General features: G+C 63.1%; 19 protein-coding genes. 14 read left to right on the top strand and 5 right to left on the bottom strand.

Translation table 11 applies throughout. The features are described from left to right. Positions 1–14 precede the first annotated feature (14 nt). The 8 genes from ACODSZ_RS19960 (at position 15) to iscX (ending at position 5,992) form a co-directional block, all read left to right on the top strand. Positions 15–1,268 carry an IscS subfamily cysteine desulfurase gene (locus tag ACODSZ_RS19960; RefSeq protein ID WP_488928396.1) on the top strand — a complete coding sequence of 418 codons (1,254 nt, stop codon included), beginning with the start codon at positions 15–17 and terminating at the stop codon, positions 1,266–1,268. Positions 1,269–1,349: 81 nt separating this feature from the next. Continuing rightward, on the top strand, positions 1,350–1,748 hold the full coding sequence (iscU, locus tag ACODSZ_RS19955; protein WP_008330359.1) for a Fe-S cluster assembly scaffold IscU: 399 nt from the start codon (positions 1,350–1,352) through the stop codon (positions 1,746–1,748). Positions 1,749–1,803: 55 nt separating this feature from the next. Continuing rightward, a complete protein-coding gene (gene iscA / locus ACODSZ_RS19950) occupies positions 1,804–2,127 on the top strand; it encodes an iron-sulfur cluster assembly protein IscA (protein ID WP_006712826.1) in 324 nt (107 codons plus the stop codon). Positions 2,128–2,304: 177 nt separating this feature from the next. Next, positions 2,305–2,820: a Fe-S protein assembly co-chaperone HscB gene (gene hscB, locus ACODSZ_RS19945; RefSeq protein WP_008330357.1), complete on the top strand. Its 516-nt coding sequence runs from the start codon at positions 2,305–2,307 to the stop codon at positions 2,818–2,820. A gap of 13 nt (positions 2,821–2,833) precedes the next feature. Continuing rightward, the gene (locus ACODSZ_RS19940) at positions 2,834–3,460 is read left to right on the top strand and encodes a LysE family translocator (protein ID WP_175343652.1); all 627 of its coding nucleotides are present in this window, start codon (positions 2,834–2,836) and stop codon (positions 3,458–3,460) included. A 45-nt stretch (positions 3,461–3,505) separates the two neighbouring features. Then, entirely contained in the window at positions 3,506–5,371 is a 1,866-nt protein-coding gene (gene hscA / locus ACODSZ_RS19935) for a Fe-S protein assembly chaperone HscA (protein WP_008330355.1), read from the top strand. Positions 5,372–5,425: 54 nt separating this feature from the next. Further along, positions 5,426–5,764, top strand: a complete 339-nt coding sequence (gene fdx, locus ACODSZ_RS19930) for an ISC system 2Fe-2S type ferredoxin (RefSeq protein ID WP_488928395.1) — start codon at positions 5,426–5,428, stop codon at positions 5,762–5,764. A gap of 33 nt (positions 5,765–5,797) precedes the next feature. Beyond that, positions 5,798–5,992 (top strand): Fe-S cluster assembly protein IscX, encoded by a 195-nt coding sequence (gene iscX / locus ACODSZ_RS19925; protein WP_488928394.1) that lies wholly within the window; start codon positions 5,798–5,800, stop codon positions 5,990–5,992. Positions 5,993–6,073: 81 nt separating this feature from the next. Here iscX and ACODSZ_RS19920 read toward each other — a convergent pair whose 3' ends face one another. Together ACODSZ_RS19920 and ACODSZ_RS19915 are read right to left on the bottom strand one after the other, a co-directional pair. Beyond that, on the bottom strand, positions 6,074–7,393 hold the full coding sequence (locus tag ACODSZ_RS19920; RefSeq protein ID WP_488928393.1) for a DUF1501 domain-containing protein: 1,320 nt from the start codon (positions 7,391–7,393) through the stop codon (positions 6,074–6,076). 15 nt (positions 7,394–7,408) lie between these two features. Next, a complete protein-coding gene (locus ACODSZ_RS19915) occupies positions 7,409–8,950 on the bottom strand; it encodes a DUF1800 domain-containing protein (protein ID WP_488928392.1) in 1,542 nt (513 codons plus the stop codon). Positions 8,951–9,330: 380 nt separating this feature from the next. Here ACODSZ_RS19915 and ACODSZ_RS19910 point away from each other — a divergent pair, with 380 nt between their 5' ends. Beyond that, a complete protein-coding gene (locus tag ACODSZ_RS19910) occupies positions 9,331–10,056 on the top strand; it encodes a response regulator transcription factor (RefSeq protein ID WP_034350482.1) in 726 nt (241 codons plus the stop codon). Continuing rightward, a complete protein-coding gene (locus tag ACODSZ_RS19905; RefSeq protein WP_175343656.1) occupies positions 10,057–10,785 on the top strand; it encodes a response regulator in 729 nt (242 codons plus the stop codon). Positions 10,786–10,809: 24 nt separating this feature from the next. Here the strand turns inward: ACODSZ_RS19905 and ACODSZ_RS19900 are convergent, their stop codons facing one another. Beyond that, positions 10,810–11,271, bottom strand: coding sequence for a rhodanese-like domain-containing protein (locus ACODSZ_RS19900; RefSeq protein WP_175343657.1), 462 nt, complete (start codon positions 11,269–11,271; stop codon positions 10,810–10,812). A gap of 428 nt (positions 11,272–11,699) precedes the next feature. On the opposite strand from ACODSZ_RS19900, the gene glnA reads away from it, so the two are divergent. The 3 genes from glnA (at position 11,700) to ntrC (ending at position 15,990) form a co-directional block, all read left to right on the top strand. Continuing rightward, positions 11,700–13,115 carry a type I glutamate--ammonia ligase gene (gene glnA / locus ACODSZ_RS19895; RefSeq protein ID WP_034331334.1) on the top strand — a complete coding sequence of 472 codons (1,416 nt, stop codon included), beginning with the start codon at positions 11,700–11,702 and terminating at the stop codon, positions 13,113–13,115. 164 nt (positions 13,116–13,279) lie between these two features. Beyond that, a complete protein-coding gene (glnL, locus tag ACODSZ_RS19890; RefSeq protein ID WP_008330334.1) occupies positions 13,280–14,353 on the top strand; it encodes a nitrogen regulation protein NR(II) in 1,074 nt (357 codons plus the stop codon). Positions 14,354–14,490: 137 nt separating this feature from the next. Next, positions 14,491–15,990 carry a nitrogen regulation protein NR(I) gene (gene ntrC, locus ACODSZ_RS19885; RefSeq protein ID WP_488928391.1) on the top strand — a complete coding sequence of 500 codons (1,500 nt, stop codon included), beginning with the start codon at positions 14,491–14,493 and terminating at the stop codon, positions 15,988–15,990. A 177-nt stretch (positions 15,991–16,167) separates the two neighbouring features. Here ntrC and ACODSZ_RS19880 read toward each other — a convergent pair whose 3' ends face one another. Both ACODSZ_RS19880 and prpR read right to left on the bottom strand, forming a co-directional pair. Then, positions 16,168–17,451 (bottom strand): MFS transporter, encoded by a 1,284-nt coding sequence (locus tag ACODSZ_RS19880; protein WP_488928390.1) that lies wholly within the window; start codon positions 17,449–17,451, stop codon positions 16,168–16,170. Positions 17,452–17,692: 241 nt separating this feature from the next. Beyond that, positions 17,693–19,369, bottom strand: coding sequence for a propionate catabolism operon regulatory protein PrpR (gene prpR / locus ACODSZ_RS19875; RefSeq protein WP_488928389.1), 1,677 nt, complete (start codon positions 19,367–19,369; stop codon positions 17,693–17,695). A 336-nt stretch (positions 19,370–19,705) separates the two neighbouring features. Between prpR and prpB the strand changes: the two genes are divergently transcribed. Continuing rightward, the gene (gene prpB, locus ACODSZ_RS19870) at positions 19,706–20,596 is read left to right on the top strand and encodes a methylisocitrate lyase (RefSeq protein ID WP_008330325.1); all 891 of its coding nucleotides are present in this window, start codon (positions 19,706–19,708) and stop codon (positions 20,594–20,596) included. Positions 20,597–20,606: the final 10 nt, after the last annotated feature.

The raw sequence follows: 20,606 nt of genomic DNA, 5'->3' as shown, positions 1-20,606 counted from the left end.
GGAGCAAGGACCTTATGAACGCACCCCTGGAAAAAAGCCTGCTGGAGACCATCAAGGCTCCGCACTTCCCGATCTACATGGACTACTCGGCGACCACTCCGGTCGATCCGCGTGTGGCCGACAAGATGATTCCCTACCTGCGCGAGCAGTTCGGCAATCCCGCTTCGCGCAGCCACATGTATGGCTGGACCGCTGAAAAGGCCGTGGAAGAAGCGCGTGAAGAAGTCGCCAAACTGGTCAACGCGGATTCGCGCGAGATCATCTGGACTTCTGGCGCCACCGAGAGCAACAACCTGGCCATCAAGGGTGCGGCGCAGTTCTACAAGTCCAAGGGCAAGCACATCATCACCGTCAAGACCGAGCACAAGGCGGTGCTGGACACCTTCCGCGAGCTGGAGCGCGTGGGCTTCGAGGCTACTTACCTGCAGCCGCAGGACAATGGCCTGGTCACCGTCGAGCAGATCGCTGCCGCCGTGCGTCCGGATACCATCCTGGTCTCGGTCATGCTGGTGAACAATGAAATCGGCGTGATCCAGCCGGTGCCGGAAATCGGCGAGTTCTGCCGTTCCAAGGGCATCATCTTCCACAGCGATGCGGCGCAAGCCACCGGCAAGGTCAAGATCGATCTGGAGAACTGGAAGGTCGACCTGATGAGCTTCTCGGCTCACAAGAGCTACGGTCCGAAGGGCATCGGTGCCTTGTATGTGCGCCGCAAGCCGCGCGTGCGCATCGAAGCGCAGATGCACGGCGGCGGTCACGAGCGCGGCCTGCGTTCGGGCACCCTGTCCACGCACCAGATCGTCGGCATGGGTGAAGCTTTCCGCCTGGCACGTGAAGAGATGGACACTGAACTGGCGCACATCCGTGCTTTGCGCGACCGCCTGGCCAAGGGCCTGCAAGAGATCGAAGAGACCTACATCAACGGCGACATGGATCATCGCGTGCCGCACAACCTGAACGTGAGCTTCAACTACGTGGAAGGTGAATCGCTGATCATGGCCATCAAGGACATCGCCGTCTCCTCCGGTTCGGCCTGCACCTCGGCCAGTCTGGAGCCGTCCTACGTGCTGCGCGCCCTGGGTCGCAGCGATGAACTGGCGCACAGCTCGATTCGCTTCACCATCGGCCGTTTCACCACCGAGGAAGACATCGATTTCACCATCGAGCTGATCAAGAGCAAGGTCGGCAAGCTGCGCGAGCTGTCCCCGCTGTGGGACATGTACAAGGACGGCGTGGACCTGTCCACCATCCAGTGGGCGGCCCACTAAACCAGGATTCTGCCAGCCATCGCCAGCAGCCGCAGCAGGGCAGGGGCGATGGCCGAAACCATCATCTAGGGAGCAAAGAACATGTCTTATTCCGAAAAAGTACTCGACCACTATGAAAACCCCCGCAACGTCGGCGCCTTCGAAAAGGGCGACGAGACCGTGGGCACCGGCATGGTGGGTGCACCGGCCTGCGGCGACGTGATGAAGCTGCAGATCAAGGTCGGCGCCGATGGCGTCATCCAGGATGCCAAGTTCAAGACCTATGGCTGCGGTTCGGCCATCGCATCGTCCTCGCTGGTGACCGAATGGGTCAAGGGCAAGACCCTGGACGAAGCGCTGTCCATCAAGAACACCCAGATCGCTGAAGAACTGGCGCTGCCGCCGGTCAAGATCCACTGCTCCATCCTGGCCGAAGACGCCATCAAGGCTGCCGTGCAGGACTACAAGGCCAAGCACGGCGCGGAACAGAAGGCTGCCTGAGCGGCCTTTTTCCGACAGCGGTACTCGCGGTTTTCGATTTCGTAAGGCAAGCATCATGGCAATCACGTTGACAGAGAAGGCAGCAAAACACATCAGCCGCTACATGGAGCGCCGGGGCAAGGGCATCGGCCTGCGCCTGGGTGTGCGCACCACCGGCTGCTCCGGCCTGGCTTACAAGCTGGAGTATGTGGATGAACAATCCTCCGAAGACACCGTCTTCGAGTCGCATGGCGTGCGCGTCTTTGTTGATCCCAAGAGCCTGCCCTACATCGACGGCACCGAGCTGGACTTCGCCCGCGAAGGATTGAACGAAGGCTTCAAGTTCCAGAACCCCAACGTCAAGGACGAGTGCGGCTGCGGCGAAAGCTTCCGCATCTGATCTGCAGAGTCGGATCCTTGTCGATGCCGTCGCACCGGCTTTGCGGTGCGTGGTCAGTGCTTAGCCGATACCGTGACAGCCGTGTGATTGCTCCCGCCCGGGCTTGACCCTGTCACCGTATGCCGTCCCTGATGTGCCAAGCCTGTTGCAGTTCGACAGGCTTTTTATTTTTCAGACATGCAAAACCACTTTGACCTGTTCCAGCTGCCGCAACGTTTCGCCATCGACCTGAAGGCGTTGGAGCAGGCTTTCCATCGCGTGCAGAGCCAGGCGCATCCGGACAAGTTCGCTCACGCCAGCGATGCCGAAAAGCGCGTGGCCATGCAGTGGGCCACCCGCGCCAACGAGGCCTACCAGACGCTGAAGAATCCCTTGAAGCGTGCCCGCTATCTGTGCGAGCTGCATGGCGTGGACCTGCAGACCGAATCCAATACTGCCATGGCGCCGGCCTTCCTGATGCAGCAGATGGAATGGCGCGAGACGCTCGATGACGCCAAGGCCGGCAAGGACATCGATGCCCTCGAAGAACTCAATACCGCACTGCTGGCAGAGAAGAAGGCCGAGATCGCCCGCATCGAAGCCTTGCTCGATGCCGGTGACTACGCCGCTGCCGGCAAGCTGGTGCGCCAGCTGATGTTCCTCGACAAGTTTGGTGCCGAGATCGGCGATGCCTTCGCCCTGATCGAAGGCTGACCGGAGATGCTCCATGCCTGATCTGTTCCTGTTCCTGCTGGCGGCGATGACGCTGACCCTGGCCCCCGGTCCGGACAATCTCTACGTACTCACGCGCGGCATCGCCCAAGGGCGCAAGGCCGGCTTGGTGGCTGCAGCCGGTTTCTGTTCCGGACTGATCTTTCATACGCTGCTGGCCGTGCTGGGCTTTGCTGCGCTCATCAAGGCGTATCCGCCGGCCTATCACGCCCTGCAATATGCGGGTGCGGCCTACCTGGCCTATCTTGGCGTGCGCACGCTGCGCTCGGCCTCGGCCGGCATTGCGCTGTCCGCCGACGGGCAGGGCGCTGCCGCCGTGCCGCTGCGTCGCATCTACTGGCAAAGCGTGCTGGCCAACATGCTCAATCCCAAGGTGACGCTGTTCTTCATCGCCTTCCTGCCGCAATTCGTACAACGCGAAGCCGGGCATGAAGCCTTGCAGATGCTGGTCCTGGCGCTGGTCTTCATTGCGCAGGCCTTCGTCATCTTCAGCGCCATCGCCTTGTTTTCCGGCGCGGTCGGCGCCATGTTCCGCCGTCGCGCCTGCGCTTCCGTCCATCTGAATCGCCTGGCAGGCTGTGCCTTCATCGGCCTGGGCATCCGGATGGCCTTACCCGAATAACAGCGAGTCACATCGCTACAACGCTCCACGACGAGTCCACATCCTATGGCTTTACTGCAGATTTCCGAACCGGGCATGTCCACCGCGCCGCACCAGCGTCGTCTGGCCGTCGGCATCGACCTGGGTACCACCAATTCGCTGGTGGCGACCGTGCGCAACAGCATTCCCGAAGTCCTGGCCGATGACGACGGCCGCGTGTTGCTGCCCTCGATCGTGCGCTACCTGCCCAATGGCCATGCCCACATCGGCTACAAGGCCCAGGCTGCGCAAACCATCGATCCGCGCAATACCATCGTGTCGGTCAAGCGTTTCATGGGCCGTGGCCTGAAGGACATCGCCCACGCCGAGAACATGCCCTACGACTTCCAGGACCAGCCCGGCATGGTGCAGATCAAGACCGTGGCCGGCGTGAAGAGCCCGGTGGAAGTCTCGGCCCAGATCCTGGCCACGCTGCGCCAGACCGCCGAGGATGCCCTGGGCGACGATCTGGTGGGCGCCGTCATCACCGTGCCCGCCTACTTCGACGATGCCCAGCGCCAGGCCACCAAGGATGCGGCGCAACTGGCCGGTCTGAACGTGCTGCGTCTGCTCAACGAACCGACGGCCGCCGCCATTGCCTACGGTCTGGACAATGCCTCCGAAGGCATCTTCGCGGTCTATGACCTGGGCGGCGGCACCTTCGATATTTCCATCCTCAAGCTCACCCGCGGCGTGTTCGAAGTCCTGTCCACGGGCGGCGATTCGGCGCTCGGTGGTGACGATTTCGATCATCGCCTGTTCTGCTGGATCAGCCACGAAGCCCAGCTGCAGCCGCTGTCGGATGAAGACACGCGCCTCTTGATGGTCAAGGCGCGCGAAGTCAAGGAGCTGCTCTCCAGCAAGGAAGAAGTACAGATCGATGCGGTCCTGAAGTCCGGTGAGGAAGTGCACCTGTCCATCACCGCTGCGCAATTCAACGAGATCACCCAGCATCTGGTGGCCAAGACCATGGCCCCGGTGCGCAAGGCACTGCGCGACGCCAGCCTGACCGTGGAAGACGTCGACGGCGTGGTCCTGGTCGGCGGTGCCACCCGCATGCCGCACATCCGCCGTGCGGTGGGCGAGTTCTTCAAGACCAATCCGCTGTCCAATATCGACCCCGACAAGGTGGTGGCACTGGGCGCGGCCGTGCAGGCCAACCTGCTGGCCGGCAACCGCGCACCGGGGGACGACTGGCTGTTGCTGGACGTGATCCCGCTGTCGCTGGGCATCGAAACCATGGGCGGGCTGGCCGAGAAGGTCATCCCGCGCAACTCCACCATTCCCTGCGCACGTGCCCAGGAATTCACCACCTTCAAGGATGGCCAGACTGCCATGGCGATCCACGTGGTGCAGGGCGAGCGCGAGCTGGTGGCCGATTGCCGCTCGCTGGCGCGCTTCGAACTGCGCGGCATTCCGCCCATGGCGGCCGGTGCGGCGCGTATCCGCGTGACTTACCAAGTCGATGCCGATGGCTTGCTGGCCGTGTCGGCGCGCGAGATGACCTCGGGCGTGGAAGCTTCCATCACCGTGAAGCCCTCGTACGGCCTGGGCGATGACGAGATCGCCCGCATGCTGCAGGAGTCCTTCAGCTCGGCAGATGAAGACATGCAGCGCCGCGCCCTGCGTGAAGAGCAGGTCGAAGCCGAACGCATCGTCCTGGCTACCCGTTCGGCGTTGCAGGCCGATGCCGCGTTGCTGTCGGAAGAGGAGCGCGTGGCCATCGAAGCACAGATCGAGGCCGTTAGCGCCGCCGCGCAAGGCAGCGATCATCTCGCCATCAAGGCGGCGGTCGATGCGCTGGCACACGGTACTGAAGAATTCGCCGCACGGCGCATGGACCGCAGCGTCCACGCCGCCTTGACCGGCAAGAAACTGGATGAAGTCGCGTAAGCGATTTCTTCACCCGCACACTGCACACACGATAGACAAGACACGAGAGCCACCATGCCCCAGATCGTCATCCTCCCCCATCCGGTCCTTTGCCCCGAAGGCTCGGTGATCGACGCCCCCGCCGGCAAGACCCTGTGCGATGCGCTGCTGGACAGCGACATCGACATCGAACACGCCTGCGAAAAATCCTGCGCCTGTACCACCTGCCACGTCGTCATCCGTGAAGGTTTCGATACCCTCGGAGAACCGACCGACAAGGAAGAAGATCTGCTGGACATGGCCTGGGGCCTGGAAGCCACGTCCCGCCTGTCCTGCCAGGTAGTGCTGGGCGAAGAGGATCTGACCGTCGAAATTCCCAAGTACACCATCAACCACGCTTCCGAAAACCACTGAGCGCGGTTTCATCGCCGTGCAAGGGAGACTGACATGAAATGGACTGATACCCAGCAGATTGCCGAGGAACTTTACGACAAGTTTCCCGATGTCGATCCCAAGACCATCCGCTTTACCGACCTGCATCGCTGGGTGATGGAGCTGGAGGGGTTCGAGGATGATCCCAATCGGTCTGGAGAGCGCATTCTGGAGGCGATTCAGGCGGCGTGGATTGCTGAGGCGGAGTGAGCTTCGCCTGCTGATACTCCAATGAAAAAAGCCGTATCCATCGATGCGGTTTTTTTTACGTCTGGAATTCGCTGCGCTGTCTTAGACAAAGAGCGGAGGCACACCTTTGGAACCCGCAGCATATTGGGGAAAAATTTTCTCCAATGCCTGATCCGAAATGCGCATATGCCGCTCCGACAGTGAGCACAAGACCGCGCGGAAGTCCGTCGTGACCGCCAGATCGCGCCCTTCGTTCAAGGCTGTCTGCGTCAGCCCCGGCCATTGACCATAGATCTTGCCGCCGCGCAGATTGCCCCCCATCAGCCACATCGCATTGCCGTGACCATGATCGGTACCACCATTGCCATTCTCCCGGAAGGTGCGACCGAATTCGGACATCACCACGATCACCGTGTCGTTGAAGGCCGGCCCCAGTTCGCGCGCCAGCGTGGCCAGGCCGGTGGCCAGCGGCGAGAGTCGTCCGGCCAGTTGCCCTGTGCCATTGCCCTGACCGATGTGCGTATCCCAGCCACCCACGGCGAGGAAGGCCAGGCGGATACGCGGGTCATGCCGCATCAGCCGCCCCAGACGTGCCGTATCCATGGACAGTCCATTGGGCAGCGGCGCGCCATTGTTGGCCATCTGCTGCTCCTGGCTGTTGATCTCGGCCATGAGCTGCTTGCGCGCGGCCATGCCATCGCGATAAGCCTTGTCCAGCGCATCATTGCCACCATACAGCGGATCGAAGACCCGGCTCCAGCGCGGCTGGTCGATCATGCTCGGACGCGTGGCCTCGCGTCCGGTCTGCAGATTGGCTGCGACGTGATGGCCGCTGAGGATGCGTGGTGTGGCGCTGCCGACGTTGATGGCCTGCAGCGGCGACTGCGCCGGTGGCAGGTAATCCATCATCCGGTTGAGCCAGCCGTCGCGCGTAGTGTGCTGGCCGGGGGTGCCGGTTTCCATATAATCCTGGGCCTCGAAGTGCGAACGCGAGCCATCCGGCGAACCCGAGGCATGCACGAAGGCCAACTGGCCGCTTTCCCAATACGCCATCAGGGGCTGCAGGGCCGGATGCAGGCCGAAGTAGCCGGTCAGGTCCAGCGCACCATTGGCCTGGCCGGGACGGGCCACTGCAATGCTCGGACGCGCCTGGTAATACAGCGGATCACCATGCGGCACCACGACGTTGAGCCCATCGACCGCCCCGCGAAGGAACACCACCACCATGCGCGGCGCACCGTCACCCTGCGCATGCGGGCGCGGGGCAGGGGAACCATAGGCCACCCTGCCGGAGCCGTGACTGCTGCGGCTGATGCTCTGGTCGCCGGTGGGGACGACGGCGCAGCCGGACAGGCCGACCGGTACCAGGATGGCGCCGCTGCCGGCAGCACCCAGGTAACGAAGAAAATGGCGGCGATTCATACGAGCCTCAAGCGCTTAGCGTTTCATGAAATCGGGACTGCCCAGGATCAGGGCGGCGCGCTGATTCTCGGGCGCGGCCTCGATCTGGGCGGTGGTGGCGGGCGTGATGGCCGGGCCCAGCACCCGCAGCAAGGATTGCGGGTCCAGTGGCGCAGCCTCGGCATTGGCGGGCGCGGGCGCACCTTCGACGCGGGCAATCGGTGACTTGCCGCTGGCCAGATGGCCGGCAAAATTGATCCGCCGCAGCAGTGCCCCCGGGTTGAGCCAGGCCGCCTGCGAATACTTGTAGCCTTCCGGCGTGAGCCAGCCATAGAGCGGCATGCCGGATTGTCCCAACTCGCCGTTGACCGGCTTGACGTTGCGTACCGGGATGGCGCCCGCACGCAGGGCCGAGACCACGAACTGATACGGTGTCTTGAACTGCGTCTGGTAGTTGCTGCGCGCCCAGAATTGCGGACTGTCGAACAGAGCCTGCAACACGGCCCGGATATCGCCATGGGTGACCAGGAATGTTTGCGAGAGCTTGTTCACCAGCGCCGGATCGGGCTGGTCGGCGACGAAGTATTGCACCAGTTGCGTCGAGATGAAGCGCGCCGTCGACGGATGACTGGCCAGCATATCCAGCGCCGCTTCGCCCTCCTGATAGCCGCTGGCCAGCAGGGGTTTGCCGAGGAAGGTCTTGGGGCCGGGGTCATGCCGTTGCGCCGCAAAGCGGAAGGGCGAGGCGCCGGCCTTCATGGCCCCCACGTCGATGGTCCAGCCCGAGAGGATGCGCGCCAGGGTGATCACATCGGCTTGCACATAGCCGCCATCCACGCCCAGGGTATGCAGCTCCATCAGTTCACGTGCGTAGTTCTCGTTGAGTCCCTTGAAACGCCCGCGCGCACCGGGCGTGCCGGCCCCGCTGGAGAGCCAGTTGTCGAGGTAGTAGAGCATGGCCGGATGATGCGCCACCGCGCCCAGCAGGTCGCGGAACTTGCCCAGGGCATAGGGGCGGATGGCGTTCTTTTCATAGTCGCCGACCCAGTAGCGTACCCACTCCTTGCCTTCGAAGACGTTGAAGTGATTGACCCAGAATTCGGTCATCACTTCTTCCAGCTGGCGCGGACTCTCGGTGGCTTGCAGCAGCCGCGCCATGTGCCACTGCGGGGTCAGCTCGCGTGCTGCCCGTTGCCGCGCCGCCTGTCGCTCCTCCTTGCTGTCGCTGCGGTCGAAGGAGGGCGGACCATAATCGTCAAACAACTGCGTCGCCGTCATCTGCAGGGCCGGCAAGGCGGCCAGACGCGCCTGCAGATCTTCGGGCAAGGGGATGCGCTCGGGATGCAGCTGCAGGTCGATGTAGCGCTTGACGCCCATGCGTTCCACCTGCTCCAGATCGCCCGGACGCGGACCATAGCCCAGGCGGTTGAGCACGTGCAGGGCGCGCTCCGGTTGCGAGAGCGGGAGCGTACCCGCGACCGGCGCGGCAGCCCGGGCCTGCCCCAGGGTGCAGGACGCCAGCGCCAGCACCAGCCAGGTCGCGCGGTAAAGAGGGAAACGCTGGAAGGGCGCTGGCATCGACGAGCCTCGGGAGATCGGAAAAAGTGGAGACGAACTGCGGCCCAGTATGGTCAAGGGCCTGCAGGCGGGCTGTAATAAAGTGTAATGCGTGGCTTGGCGCCTGCCGTGAAGTGCAGCGATGGCCATCGTACGCCACGGTAGCGCAGCCAACATTCCTCTTCATACACGGTGTTACAAAGCTGACGCCTTCGTCAGCTTCCCGCAAGCGCGGTAAAGTATAAAAAACCTGCGATTTCTCACTGTTTTTCAGACGATTCTTATGCGCCGACGGGCGCCGCTCCACCACAATAACGGCTTTGTCGGCGGGTCGGTTTCCAGGGGGAGCTGACGCTGCAGCGCAGCAGCTTCACATGATCAGAATTCGAGGGGGAGAGGGCATGACATGGACCTTGGCATCGGGGATGCGCATTGCGCTGCTGGACGACCACGCCGTGGTTCGTTACGGCCTGGCCAAGCGCCTGGCCGAGGAGCCCGACTTCACGGTGGTCGGCGCCTTCGCCTCCAGCCGGGAGCTGATGGCGGCCTTGCGGGCCTCACCGGCTGATTTGCTGCTCATCGATTATTCGCTGGGCAGCAATGACATCGACGGTCTGAACCTGATTCGCGCCTTGCGTGTGCGTTTCCCCCGCGCCAAGATCCTGGTGACCTCGGCCCACAGCAGCCCGGCGACGGTAGCCATGGCGATGAAGGCCGGCGCGCGCGGCTTCGTGAGCAAATCGCAGGAACTGGCCGAGCTGATCCTGGCCATTCGTACCATCAGTCGTGGACGTGAATATCTGAACAGCGCCATGACACGCGAGCTGGCCATCATGCAGGCCGCCGAGGCGGCCACTCGCAGCCAGCCCGAGGTGCGCCCGCCGCGACGGCGTACGCGCAGCACCGAAACCTCGCCAGACACCCTGTCGGACATGCCCAGCCTGTCGCCGCGCGAACGTGAAGTCCTGCGCTGTTGCCTGGATGGCATGTCGGTGACCGAAATCGCCGAAAAATTTGCACGCAGCGTCAAGACCATCAGCGGACAGAAGCAGTCGGCCTTCCGCAAGCTGGGCGTGCGCAGTGACAACGAATTGTTCAAGATCGAATATCAGATCAAGGAGCTGTAAATGCCGCATCAGAGGGAAAGCGCAGTGACCAGGCAGAATGAACCGGGCGTACTGCTGGTTGATGATTCGGTCACCATCCGCTACGCCATGCAGAATCGCCTGCAGCGGCTGGGCTGCCAGGTCGATTGCGTGGCCGATGGCAGCAGTGCGCTGGCCGCCATCCGGGCGCGGCCTTATGGACTGGTCCTGCTGGACTGCTTCCTGCCCGACATCCCCGGACAGGAAGTGGCGCGCCAGGTCCGGCGTCTGGAACAGGAGCAGCGCCAGCGTCCCTATACGCCCCTGATCGGCATTTCCGCCGAGGCCGATGCCCAGCACGTGCAGCGCTGTCTGGACAGCGGCATGGACGGCATGCTGGCCAAGCCCCTGCAGACCCAGGCCATTCGTCGGCTGCTGGCGCTCTGGTGCGATCACGACACCGAAGACGAAGGCGAGGTCGCCACGCCCGAGCAGGAATACGGCCAGGACCTGGACCGGCTGTTCCTGCAAACCACCCGCCATGATCTGGCCGCGCTGGAGCAGGCCAGCCTGCTGGGGGACCGGGCGCGCATGGCGCAGCTTGCGCACCGCATGAAGGGCGCGGCCCTGACCATGGGGCGGCTGGAGCTGGTGGCCTTGCTGGATTGCGTGGAAGAAGCGCTGCGCGCCGACGCCGACGGCCAGCAAGCCATCAGCCTGCTGTTGCAGTCGCTGGCCAGCGCCCTGCAGGCGCGCAGCCTGCAGACCTGAAGGGCCTGCGCAGGTGGTGCAGTCTCAGGCCCCGACCCAGGGCAGGCCGGCGTGGCACCAGCCTTCGATGGTCTTGCGATGGCCGTTGGCGTCCTTGTTGCCTTCGAAACCCTCGAGAATGTCGAAGCAACGCGTGTAACCCGTTTCCGTGGCCAGCTTGGCCGCATGCCTGGAACGCACGCCCGAGCGGCACAGGAACAGCAATACCTCGTCCGGCCGGGCGACTTCCTGCAGTTGCTCCAGGAATTGCGGATTGGGCTTGCCTTCGGGGTAGAGATTCCACTGCACCGCCAGGTGTTGCGCCGGCGGGATCTGGACCACGCCCACCCAGTCGCGCTCGGCGCGGGTGCGTACGTCGACCAGCTTGATGGCGGGATCGGATTGCAGCAGGGCCAGGGCTTCCTGCGGTGTCACGGCACCGGCGTAGGGCAGATGGCCGTCGGCGGCACGGTGGGCGGCAGTACTGAGAATGGATGCGTTGCTCATGGGAAAAGTCTCTGAAGAAGAAGGAACAGCGGACAAATGATTTTAAACAATATAAACAGTTAGGCAATTTTCCCAGGCCGGTGCATGCTTTCTCATCGGCAAGCAGTCTGCCCCAACACGGCGCACGCACATCGTTGGTGCAATTTGCTGCTTTCGTCAAATGATTGCATTTTTATGGTGCATTTTGATCGAGATGCACTAAAAGAATGCAATCTATCCGTAGTGCTGCACCGCGCTTGCTGCCCGGATGGCCGCGCCCTCCCTAAAATATTCCATTATTGGCGCACCTGAAAGGTTGGTGGCATGGAATCTGCTATCATCCGCGACTGAGTTCGGCGCAAGACCGTTGTATCAAATGCAAAGATCCAGTCGCAAAAAAACGGCTCAACACCCCAATTTATACTACTTCCTCGTTTTAGGAGATTCGCATGGCAAGGACGGCCGCAGAGGTTTTGAAGATGGTGAAGGACAACGAAGTCAAGTTTGTCGACTTCCGTTTCGCTGACACCCGTGGCAAGGAACAGCACGTTTCCGTGCCTGTTTCGCATTTCGACATCGACAAGTTCGAATCCGGTCACGCCTTCGACGGTTCGTCGATCGCCGGCTGGAAGGGTATCGAAGCCTCCGACATGCTGCTGATCCCGGACCCGAACACCGCCAACATCGACCCGTTCATGGAAGAGACCACCCTCTTCATGCAGTGTGACGTGATCGAACCGTCCGACGGCAAGGGTTACGACCGCGATCCGCGCTCCATCGCCAAGCGCGCTGAAGCGTACCTGAAGTCCTCCGGCCTGGGCGACACCGCCTACTTCGGTCCGGAACCCGAATTCTTCATCTTCGACGGCGTGCGTTGGGGTGCCGACATGTCCGGTTCCTTCGTCAAGATCGACTCCGAAGAAGCTTCCTGGAGCACCGGCGCCAAGATCGAAGGCGGCAACTCCGGCCACCGTCCGACCGTCAAGGGCGGCTACTTCCCGGTTCCCCCGGTCGACAGCTTCCAGGACATGCGTTCGGAAATGTCCCTGATCCTGGAATCCCTGGGCATCCCCGTCGAAGTGCACCACCACGAAGTGGCTGGCGCTGGCCAGAACGAACTGGGCACCAAGTTCTCGACCCTGGTCGAGCGCGCTGACTGGACCCAGACCCTGAAGTACGTGATCTGGAACGTCGCCCACACCTACGGCAAGACCGCGACCTTCATGCCCAAGCCCCTGGTTGGCGACAACGGTTCCGGCATGCACGTGCACCAGTCCGTCTGGAAGGATGGCAAGAACCTGTTCGCTGGCGACGGCTATGCCGGCCTGTCCGAGTTCGCGCTGTACTACATCGGCGGCATCATCAAGCACGCCAAGGCGCTGAACGCCATCACCAACCCTGGCACCAACTCGTACAAGCGTCTGGTCCCCGGCTTTGAAGCACCGGTCAAGCTGGCCTACTCGGCCCGCAACCGTTCCGCTTCGATCCGTATCCCGCACGTGGCCAACCCGAAGGGCCGCCGCATCGAGACCCGTTTCCCGGATCCCCTGGCCAACCCGTACCTGTGCTTCTCGGCCCTGCTGATGGCCGGTCTGGATGGCGTGCAGAACAAGATCCACCCGGGCGAAGCGGCTACCAAGGACCTGTACCACCTGCCGCCGGAAGAAGACAAGCTGATCCCGACCGTCTGTGCTTCGCTGGATGAAGCCCTGGAGCACCTGGACAAGGACCGCGAGTTCCTGACCCGTGGCGGCGTGTTCACCGACAGCATGATCGATGCCTACATCGAGCTGAAGATGCAGGAAGTCCAACGCTTCCGCATGACCACGCACCCGATCGAATTCGACATGTACTACTCGCTGTAATCGAATCCGCATCCGGAGAAAAAGGGGAAGCTTGCTTCCCCTTTTTTTATGCCCGGCATGCCCTCCATGCCGGGTAGTGCGCCCGGAAATTGCTAGTCAGGACGGATCAAGGACTGCGCCAGAGCGCGCCAGAAGACATGACCCCAGGCACCACGAATGCTCCCATGAAGACACCGCTTCCTTCCCTCGATGGCCTTGACCTGCTGGCCTCGGCCGTGATCATCCTCGATGCCAACGGCGGCATCGTCTACGCCAATGCTGCCGCCGAGAACCTGCTGGAGAGCTCCTTCAAGGTACTCTCACAACAGAAGCTGTCGGAGCTCTTCCTCAATGGCAAGGAGCTCACCGCGCTGTTCTACCAGGCCATCGAACACCAGTTCGCCGACAAGCGCCTGGACCTGGTGCTGGAACGCGCCAACCGCGAGCCGCTGCAGGTCCACACCATCGTCACGCCGCTGGACAGCAGCGACTGGCCGGTGCTGCTGGAGCTGCGCGAGAACGTGCAGCAACTCAAGCTCGATCGCGAAGAACGCATGTTCGACCAGAGCCAGGCCAACAAGGAACTCATCCGCAACCTGGCCCACGAGATCAAGAATCCGCTGGGCGGCATCCGTGGCGCGGCGCAGCTGCTGGAGCTGGAGCTGCCCGAGCGACACTTGAAGGAATTGCGCGAATACACCCAGGTCATCATCAAGGAAGCCGACCGCCTGCAGACCCTGGTGGATCGCCTGCTGGCCCCGCACCGCCATCCGCACATCGTCGGCGACGTCAACATCCACGAAGTCTGCGAGCGCGTGCGCAGCCTGGTGATGGCCGAGTTTCCGCAGGGGCTCACCATCAAGCGCGACTATGACCTCTCCATTCCCGAGTTCCGGGGAGACAAGGAGCAACTGATCCAGGCCGTGCTCAACATCGTCCACAACGCCGCACAAGCGCTGGCCGACCGTATCCGTGCCGGTGATGGCGAGCTGATCCTGCGCACGCGCGTCTCGCGTCAGGTGACGCTATCCAAGGTCCGATACCGGCTGGCACTAGACTTGCATATCATCGATAACGGTCCGGGCATTCCCCCCGACATCCAGGAAAGAATCTTCTATCCCCTGGTATCGGGTCGGGAGGGTGGCAGCGGACTGGGGCTGACTCTGGCGCAGACCTTCGTGCATCAGCACATGGGCGTGATTGAATGCGACAGCCGGCCTGGTTGTACCGATTTCAGAATACTTATACCGCTGCCGTGAGCATGGCCGCAGGCGGCGCGCCAAAGCCGAGTGGACGCAGGGCTTCCCGTCCACCAAGGGGGCTGCGGACAGGGCGCCAGAAGCGCCGTGGATCGCGGGAGCATTAACAGCATGACCAACGCAGGAAGATGTGATTTATGAAGCCAATCTGGATTGTTGACGACGACGAATCGATACGCTGGGTGCTCGAAAAAGCACTGGCCCGAGAAAATCTCGCCACGCAGAGTTTTTCCAGCGCCCGTGATGCCATGGCGGCGCTGCAGAACGGCACGCCGCAGGTGCTGGTCTCGGACATCCGCATGCCCGGCGCCTCCGGCCTGGAGCTGCTGCAGACCATCAAGGCCAAGCACCCCGGCATCCCGGTCATCATCATCACCGCCTTCTCGGACCTGGATTCGGCGGTCTCGGCCTTCCAGGGCGGTGCCTTTGAATACCTGGCCAAGCCCTTCGACGTCGACAAGGCGGTCGAGCTGATCCGTCGCGCGCTCGACGAAAGCCTGCGCGAGACCGACATCGAGCAGGGCGCCGCCCAGACCCCCGAAATCCTCGGGCAGGCCCCGGCGATGCAGGACGTGTTCCGCGCCATCGGCCGCCTGTCGCAATCCAATGTCACGGTGCTCATCACCGGCGAATCCGGTTCCGGCAAGGAGCTGGTGGCACGTGCCCTGCACAAGCACAGCCCGCGCGCCAGCCAGCCTTTCGTGGCGCTCAACACCGCAGCCATTCCCAAGGATTTGCTGGAATCCGAACTGTTCGGCCATGAACGCGGCGCCTTCACCGGCGCGCAAGCCATGCGCCGTGGCCGTTTCGAGCAGGCCGAGGGGGGTACGCTGTTCCTCGATGAAATCGGCGACATGCCGCTGGACCTGCAGACGCGCCTCTTGCGCGTGCTCTCGGATGGTCACTTCTATCGTGTCGGCGGCCATCAGTCGCTCAAGGCCAATGTACGCGTCATTGCGGCCACCCACCAGAATCTGGAGCAGCGTGTACGTGAAGGTTTGTTCCGCGAGGACTTGTACCATCGCCTGAACGTGATCCGTCTGCGCCTGCCCAGCCTGCGCGAACGCAGCGAAGACATTCCCATCCTGGCCCGCTACTTCCTGGCGCAGAGCGCGCGCCAGCTGGGCGTGGAAGCCAAGCGCCTGTCACCGCAGGCCATGCAGTTCCTGTCGCAGCTGGAGTTCCCCGGCAACGTGCGCCAGCTGGAAAACCTGTGCAACTGGATCACCGTGATGGCCCCGGGCCAGACGGTGGAGATCAAGGACCTGCCGCAAGATCTGGTGGAAGAGCGCGTGCATGCGCCGCAACCGGCGCAGATCGTCTCCGCCCCGGCCTCGGCGGCTGCCGTGGCCGCACCGGTGGTGTATGCCGACCCGGCTGCTGCGGCGGTGCCAGTGGATGCGGTGGCTGGCAACTGGATCTCGCTGCTGGAAGTGGAAGCGGCCCAGATGCTGGCCTCCGAACAGCCCGAGGTGATGGATATCCTCGGTCGCCAGTTCGAAGCGGCGCTCATCAAGATCGCGTTGAAGCATACCCACGGTCGCAAGAATGACGCAGCCGTCCGCCTGGGCATCGGTCGCAACACCATCACCCGCAAGATCCAGGAACTGGGTATCGGCGGCGCGGAAGACGACTGAAGCACAACTTAACCATCAAGCAGGGGAGGTCTGCCCGCGAGCCGCCGCGCGGGCAGGATCAGCAAGGGGAAGAGGCGGCGGCCATAAAAAAGGAAATGGCCTGGATCGCGAGATCCAGGCCATTTTTATTGGGCGCTTCGTAAACGATTTATATCATTTGCGCGACGATGCGAAGCATCAGCGCAGACGCAACACGAAACGCGCCGCCACGGTGGCCATCAGGCTCAGCACCGCGCCGAAGATGACGAAGTAGCTCACCGACAGCTTGTCGCCGGTGAAGTCGATCAACCAGGTGATGATGAGGCCGGCGAAGCCGCCGAAGATGGTCACGGCGATGTTATAGGCCAGCGACATGCCGGTGCCGCGCGTGGCCACCGGGAAGATGTCGGCCAGCAGTGCCGGCATCGCGGCGAAATACATGGTCATGAGCACACCGATGACGGTCTGCAGCAACAGCAGTTGCAGGAAGCCCGGCGAGTGGGTCAGGAACACGAACATCGGATAGGTCAGCACGATGTAGAGCGCGCTGCTGGTGATCATGAAGGGGGTACGACCAATCTTGTCGGAGAACTTGCCCACCAGTGGCGAGCCGATGAACATGATCAGGCCGGCCACCGACATCGCGGCAAACGAGGACCAGGCCGGCAGCCCCAGCTGCTTGACGGCATAGGTGGGGATGTACAGCGACAGGTACACCGAGACGGTGGCCATGATGACGCTGCCGGTACCGATCAGCAGGCGCATCTTCTGGTGGGTGAAGGTGTCGCGCAGGGGCGCGTCGGTCTTCTCGCTGGATTCCTTGAATTCGGGCGCTTCATCCAGGTGACGACGGATGTAGATGCCGGCCGGGGCGATCAGCAGACCGAAGATGAAGGGCACGCGCCAGCCCCAGGAGGACAACTGCTCGGGTGTGAGCATGTTGTTGAGCACGGCGCCGAAGATGGCGGCCAGCAGCAGGCTGATGCCCTGGCTGGCCACCTGCCAGCTGGAGAAGAAGCCGCGACGGTGCGGTGCGTGTTCCACCAGGAAGGCGGTGGAGCTGCCGAACTCGCCACCGGCGGAGAAGCCCTGGATCATCTTGCCCAGTGCGATGCCGGCCGGTGCCAGCATGCCGATGCTGGCATAGCTGGGCATGAAGGCGATCATGGCGGTGCCCACCGTCATGAGCATGATGGACAGCATCAGCGCGGCCTTGCGACCGGCGCGGTCGGAGTACGCACCCAGCACCACTGCACCCAGCGGACGCATGAAGAAGGACACGCCGAAGGTGGCGAAGGTCAGCAGCAGCGAGACGTTGTCATCCCCGGTGGGGAAGAACTGCTTGGCGATGACTACCGCGAAGGCGCCATAGATAAGGATGTCGAACCATTCGAGCGCATTGCCGATGGAGGACGAGATGATCGCACGCCGCGCTTGCGGATGCGTGGTGCCGGCGCCAGGCGCCGCGGTATTGCTGGTCATGGAGACTCCCTGATGGATACGTGGATGGAGGAGCAGCACGCCGTTCCGACCCTGGCGGGGCAGACGGCTGCCTGGCTGTATATGGATGGTTGTGGGCTCCGCGTGACGGCCGCAGCCGTTACAGCGGGCGAGCATAGGCGGGGCGATGCGGCACTGTCAAGGCGCAGTGCGGGGGATTATCAGGAGGCAGGACATGGGCGCGATTCTGCGAAATCATTTTCTCGTTTCGCTGACCCGAAGCTCACTGCCGTGCTGACGTTTCGACCTCCTCGACCTCCTTGAGCTTGCGCCACAAGGTCGTGCGACTGATGCCCAGGTGACGCGCGGCCGCGGCGCGGTTGCCACGAAAGCGGCGCAGTGCGGCGTGGATGGAGTCGGTGTCGGGTGCGTGGTCAGTGGTGGTCAGGGCATGAGAGGGCGGCGTCTGTGCAGCGTCCATGATCAGCGGCTGCGCTGCTGTGGCCAGCTCCGGTGCGACCCGCTGTATCAGCGTCGCCGTCAGTGCCTGCAAGGGTTCTGCAGCCAGGAACAGCGCCAGTCGCTCCATCAGGTTACGCAGTTCGCGCACATTGCCCGGCCAGTCATAGGCGCACAGCAGCGGCGCGCAGCGCAGGATTTCCGCGCCCAGATTGGCATGCGGGCGCGCATCGAGTGCGGCCAGCGCATGTTTGAGATGCCATTCAGCCAGCGCCGCAATGTCTTCACGGCGCGCGCGCAAGGGCGGCAGTTGCAGGCGCAGCACGCTCAGGCGGTAATACAGGTCGGCGCGAAAACGGCCTTCCCGCACCCGCGCTTCCAGGTCGCAATGGGTGGCACTGATGATGCGCACCTGGACCGCAATGGGCCGCGTACCCCCCACGCGCACCACCTCGCGCTCCTCCAGCACGCGCAGCAGTCGCGTTTGCAGCGGCAGCGGCATCTCGCCGATTTCATCGAGCAGCAGGGTGCCACGATGCGCCGCTTCGAACACCCCGGCCCGGCCTCCCCGACGGGAACCGGTGAAAGCGCCTTCCTCGTAGCCGAACAGTTCGGATTCCAGCAGCGATTCGGCCAGCGCCCCGCAATTGATGGCCACGAACGGATGCGCGGCCTGGGTCTTGCCCTGCATGCGCGGATGGGCGCGGTGAATGGCCTGGGCCGCCAGTTCCTTGCCGCTGCCGGTCTCGCCCTGGATCAGTACATTGGCCGGCGAACGTGCAAACAGCGTAATGGACTGGCGCACCGCTTCCATGACCGCCGAGTCGCCGCGCAAGTCCTTGAGGTGATGCCGTGCGCGCAGACTGTCTGCCACCGGCAGGCTGGGGCCGCGCGAGCTTTCCAGTTGCGTCAGGCGCGCCAGTTCCAGCGCATCTTCAAAGGCCTGGCGCACCGTGGCCGAGGAGTAGAGGAAGATGCCCTGCATGCCCGCTTCCTCGGCCAGGTCGGTGATGAGCCCGGCCCCGACCACCGCCTGCACGCCGCCAGCTTTCAGTTCCTGTACCACGGCGCGCGCATCTTCCTCGGTGGCATAGGTGCGCTGGGCAATGTCCAGTCCGAACATCTGCTGGAACTCGCTCAGGGCCGGCATCGCCTCCTGATAGGTGACCAGCCCGATGCGCGCGCTGATCTGCCGCGCGCGGGCCAGCGCCTGCATCACGTCGAAACCGCTGGCGCGCGCCACCACCACCGGTACCGGCAGGCGGCTCTTGAGATAGGCACCATTGGAACCGGCCGAGATCACCACATCGCAGCGCTCGCTGGCCAGGCGCTCGCGGATGGCGCGTACGGCCTCGTCGAAACCGAGATGAATGGGCTCGATATCGGCCACGCCGTCGAATTCCAGCGTGATGTCGCGGAAGAGTTCGGACAGGCGCGACACGGACACGGTCCAGATCACGGGTTTGTCGGCCAGGCGGTCAGCAGGGGCAGGGCGTTTCATGGTGGGCGTTCAGTGTGTTTCGGTGAAACGTCAATGTAACACTGATGAAACATGGATGCTTGTGCCAGATCAAGCTGGCAGCTCCGGCGCAAGCCCGGGGCGAGCCCGCCCCGTCCGGTGGCGAGCCTTGTTTGACGGGGGTTTCAGGCGATATGAAGGTTTCTTCGGGGCCCTTGCCATCGGATGCTGCACTGCGATGGCACGGCCGTTGCAATGGTGAACGCAAATGTCGCAGGACGGGTGTGCCTCACGTCCGCCTGTCGCTTTACGCAGTCAAGCAGTGACGCAGTTGGTCCAGACTTTCCACATTCCAACCTCATCGAGAAGGTGTCCACCATGGCTCTCCATTCCGCAGGCGCAGCGTTCCGCCAGGCCGTCCAGGAAGAATCCCCCTTGCAAGTCATCGGCGCGATCAACGCCAACCACGCCCTGCTGGCCAAGCGCGCCGGTTTCCGCGCGATCTATCTGTCCGGCGGCGGCGTGGCGGCGGGTTCGCTGGGCTTGCCTGACCTGGGCATTTCCAATCTGGACGACGTGCTCACCGACGTGCGCCGCATCACCGACGTGTGCGACCTGCCGCTGCTGGTGGATGTGGATACCGGCTTCGGTGCCTCGGCCTTCAACGTGGCGCGGACCGTCAAGTCCATGATCAAGTTCGGCGCCGCCGCCATGCACATCGAAGACCAGGTCGGTGCCAAGCGCTGCGGCCATCGTCCCGGCAAGGAAATCGTCAGCAAGCAGGAAATGGTAGACCGCATCAAAGCCGCCGTGGATGCCCGCACCGACGAGAACTTCGTCATCATGGCGCGCACCGATGCGCTGGCCGTGGAAGGGCTGGACGCCGCCATCGAGCGCGCCGTGGCCTGCGTCGAGGCCGGTGCCGACATGATCTTCCCGGAAGCCATCACCGACCTGGCCATGTACAAGCAGTTCGCCAATGCGGTGAAGGTACCGATCCTGGCCAACATCACCGAGTTCGGTTCGACTCCGCTGTTCACGGTGGACGAACTCAAGGATGCCGACGTGGGGCTGGTGCTCTATCCGCTGTCGGCCTTCCGCGCCATGAACAAGGCCGCTGAAAACGTCTACCAGGCGATCCGCCGCGATGGTACGCAGAAGAACGTGGTCGATACCATGCAGACCCGCATGGAACTCTATGACCGCATCGATTACCACAGCTACGAACAGCGCCTCGATGCGCTGTTTGCCCAGCAGAAGAACAAGTAAGCCCCTTCCG

The sequence above is a fragment of the Herbaspirillum sp. FG34 genome (genome assembly GCF_057809315.1).
The sequence above is the reverse complement of the archived record's forward strand: the minus strand, read 5'-3'. Positions and strand labels throughout refer to the sequence as shown.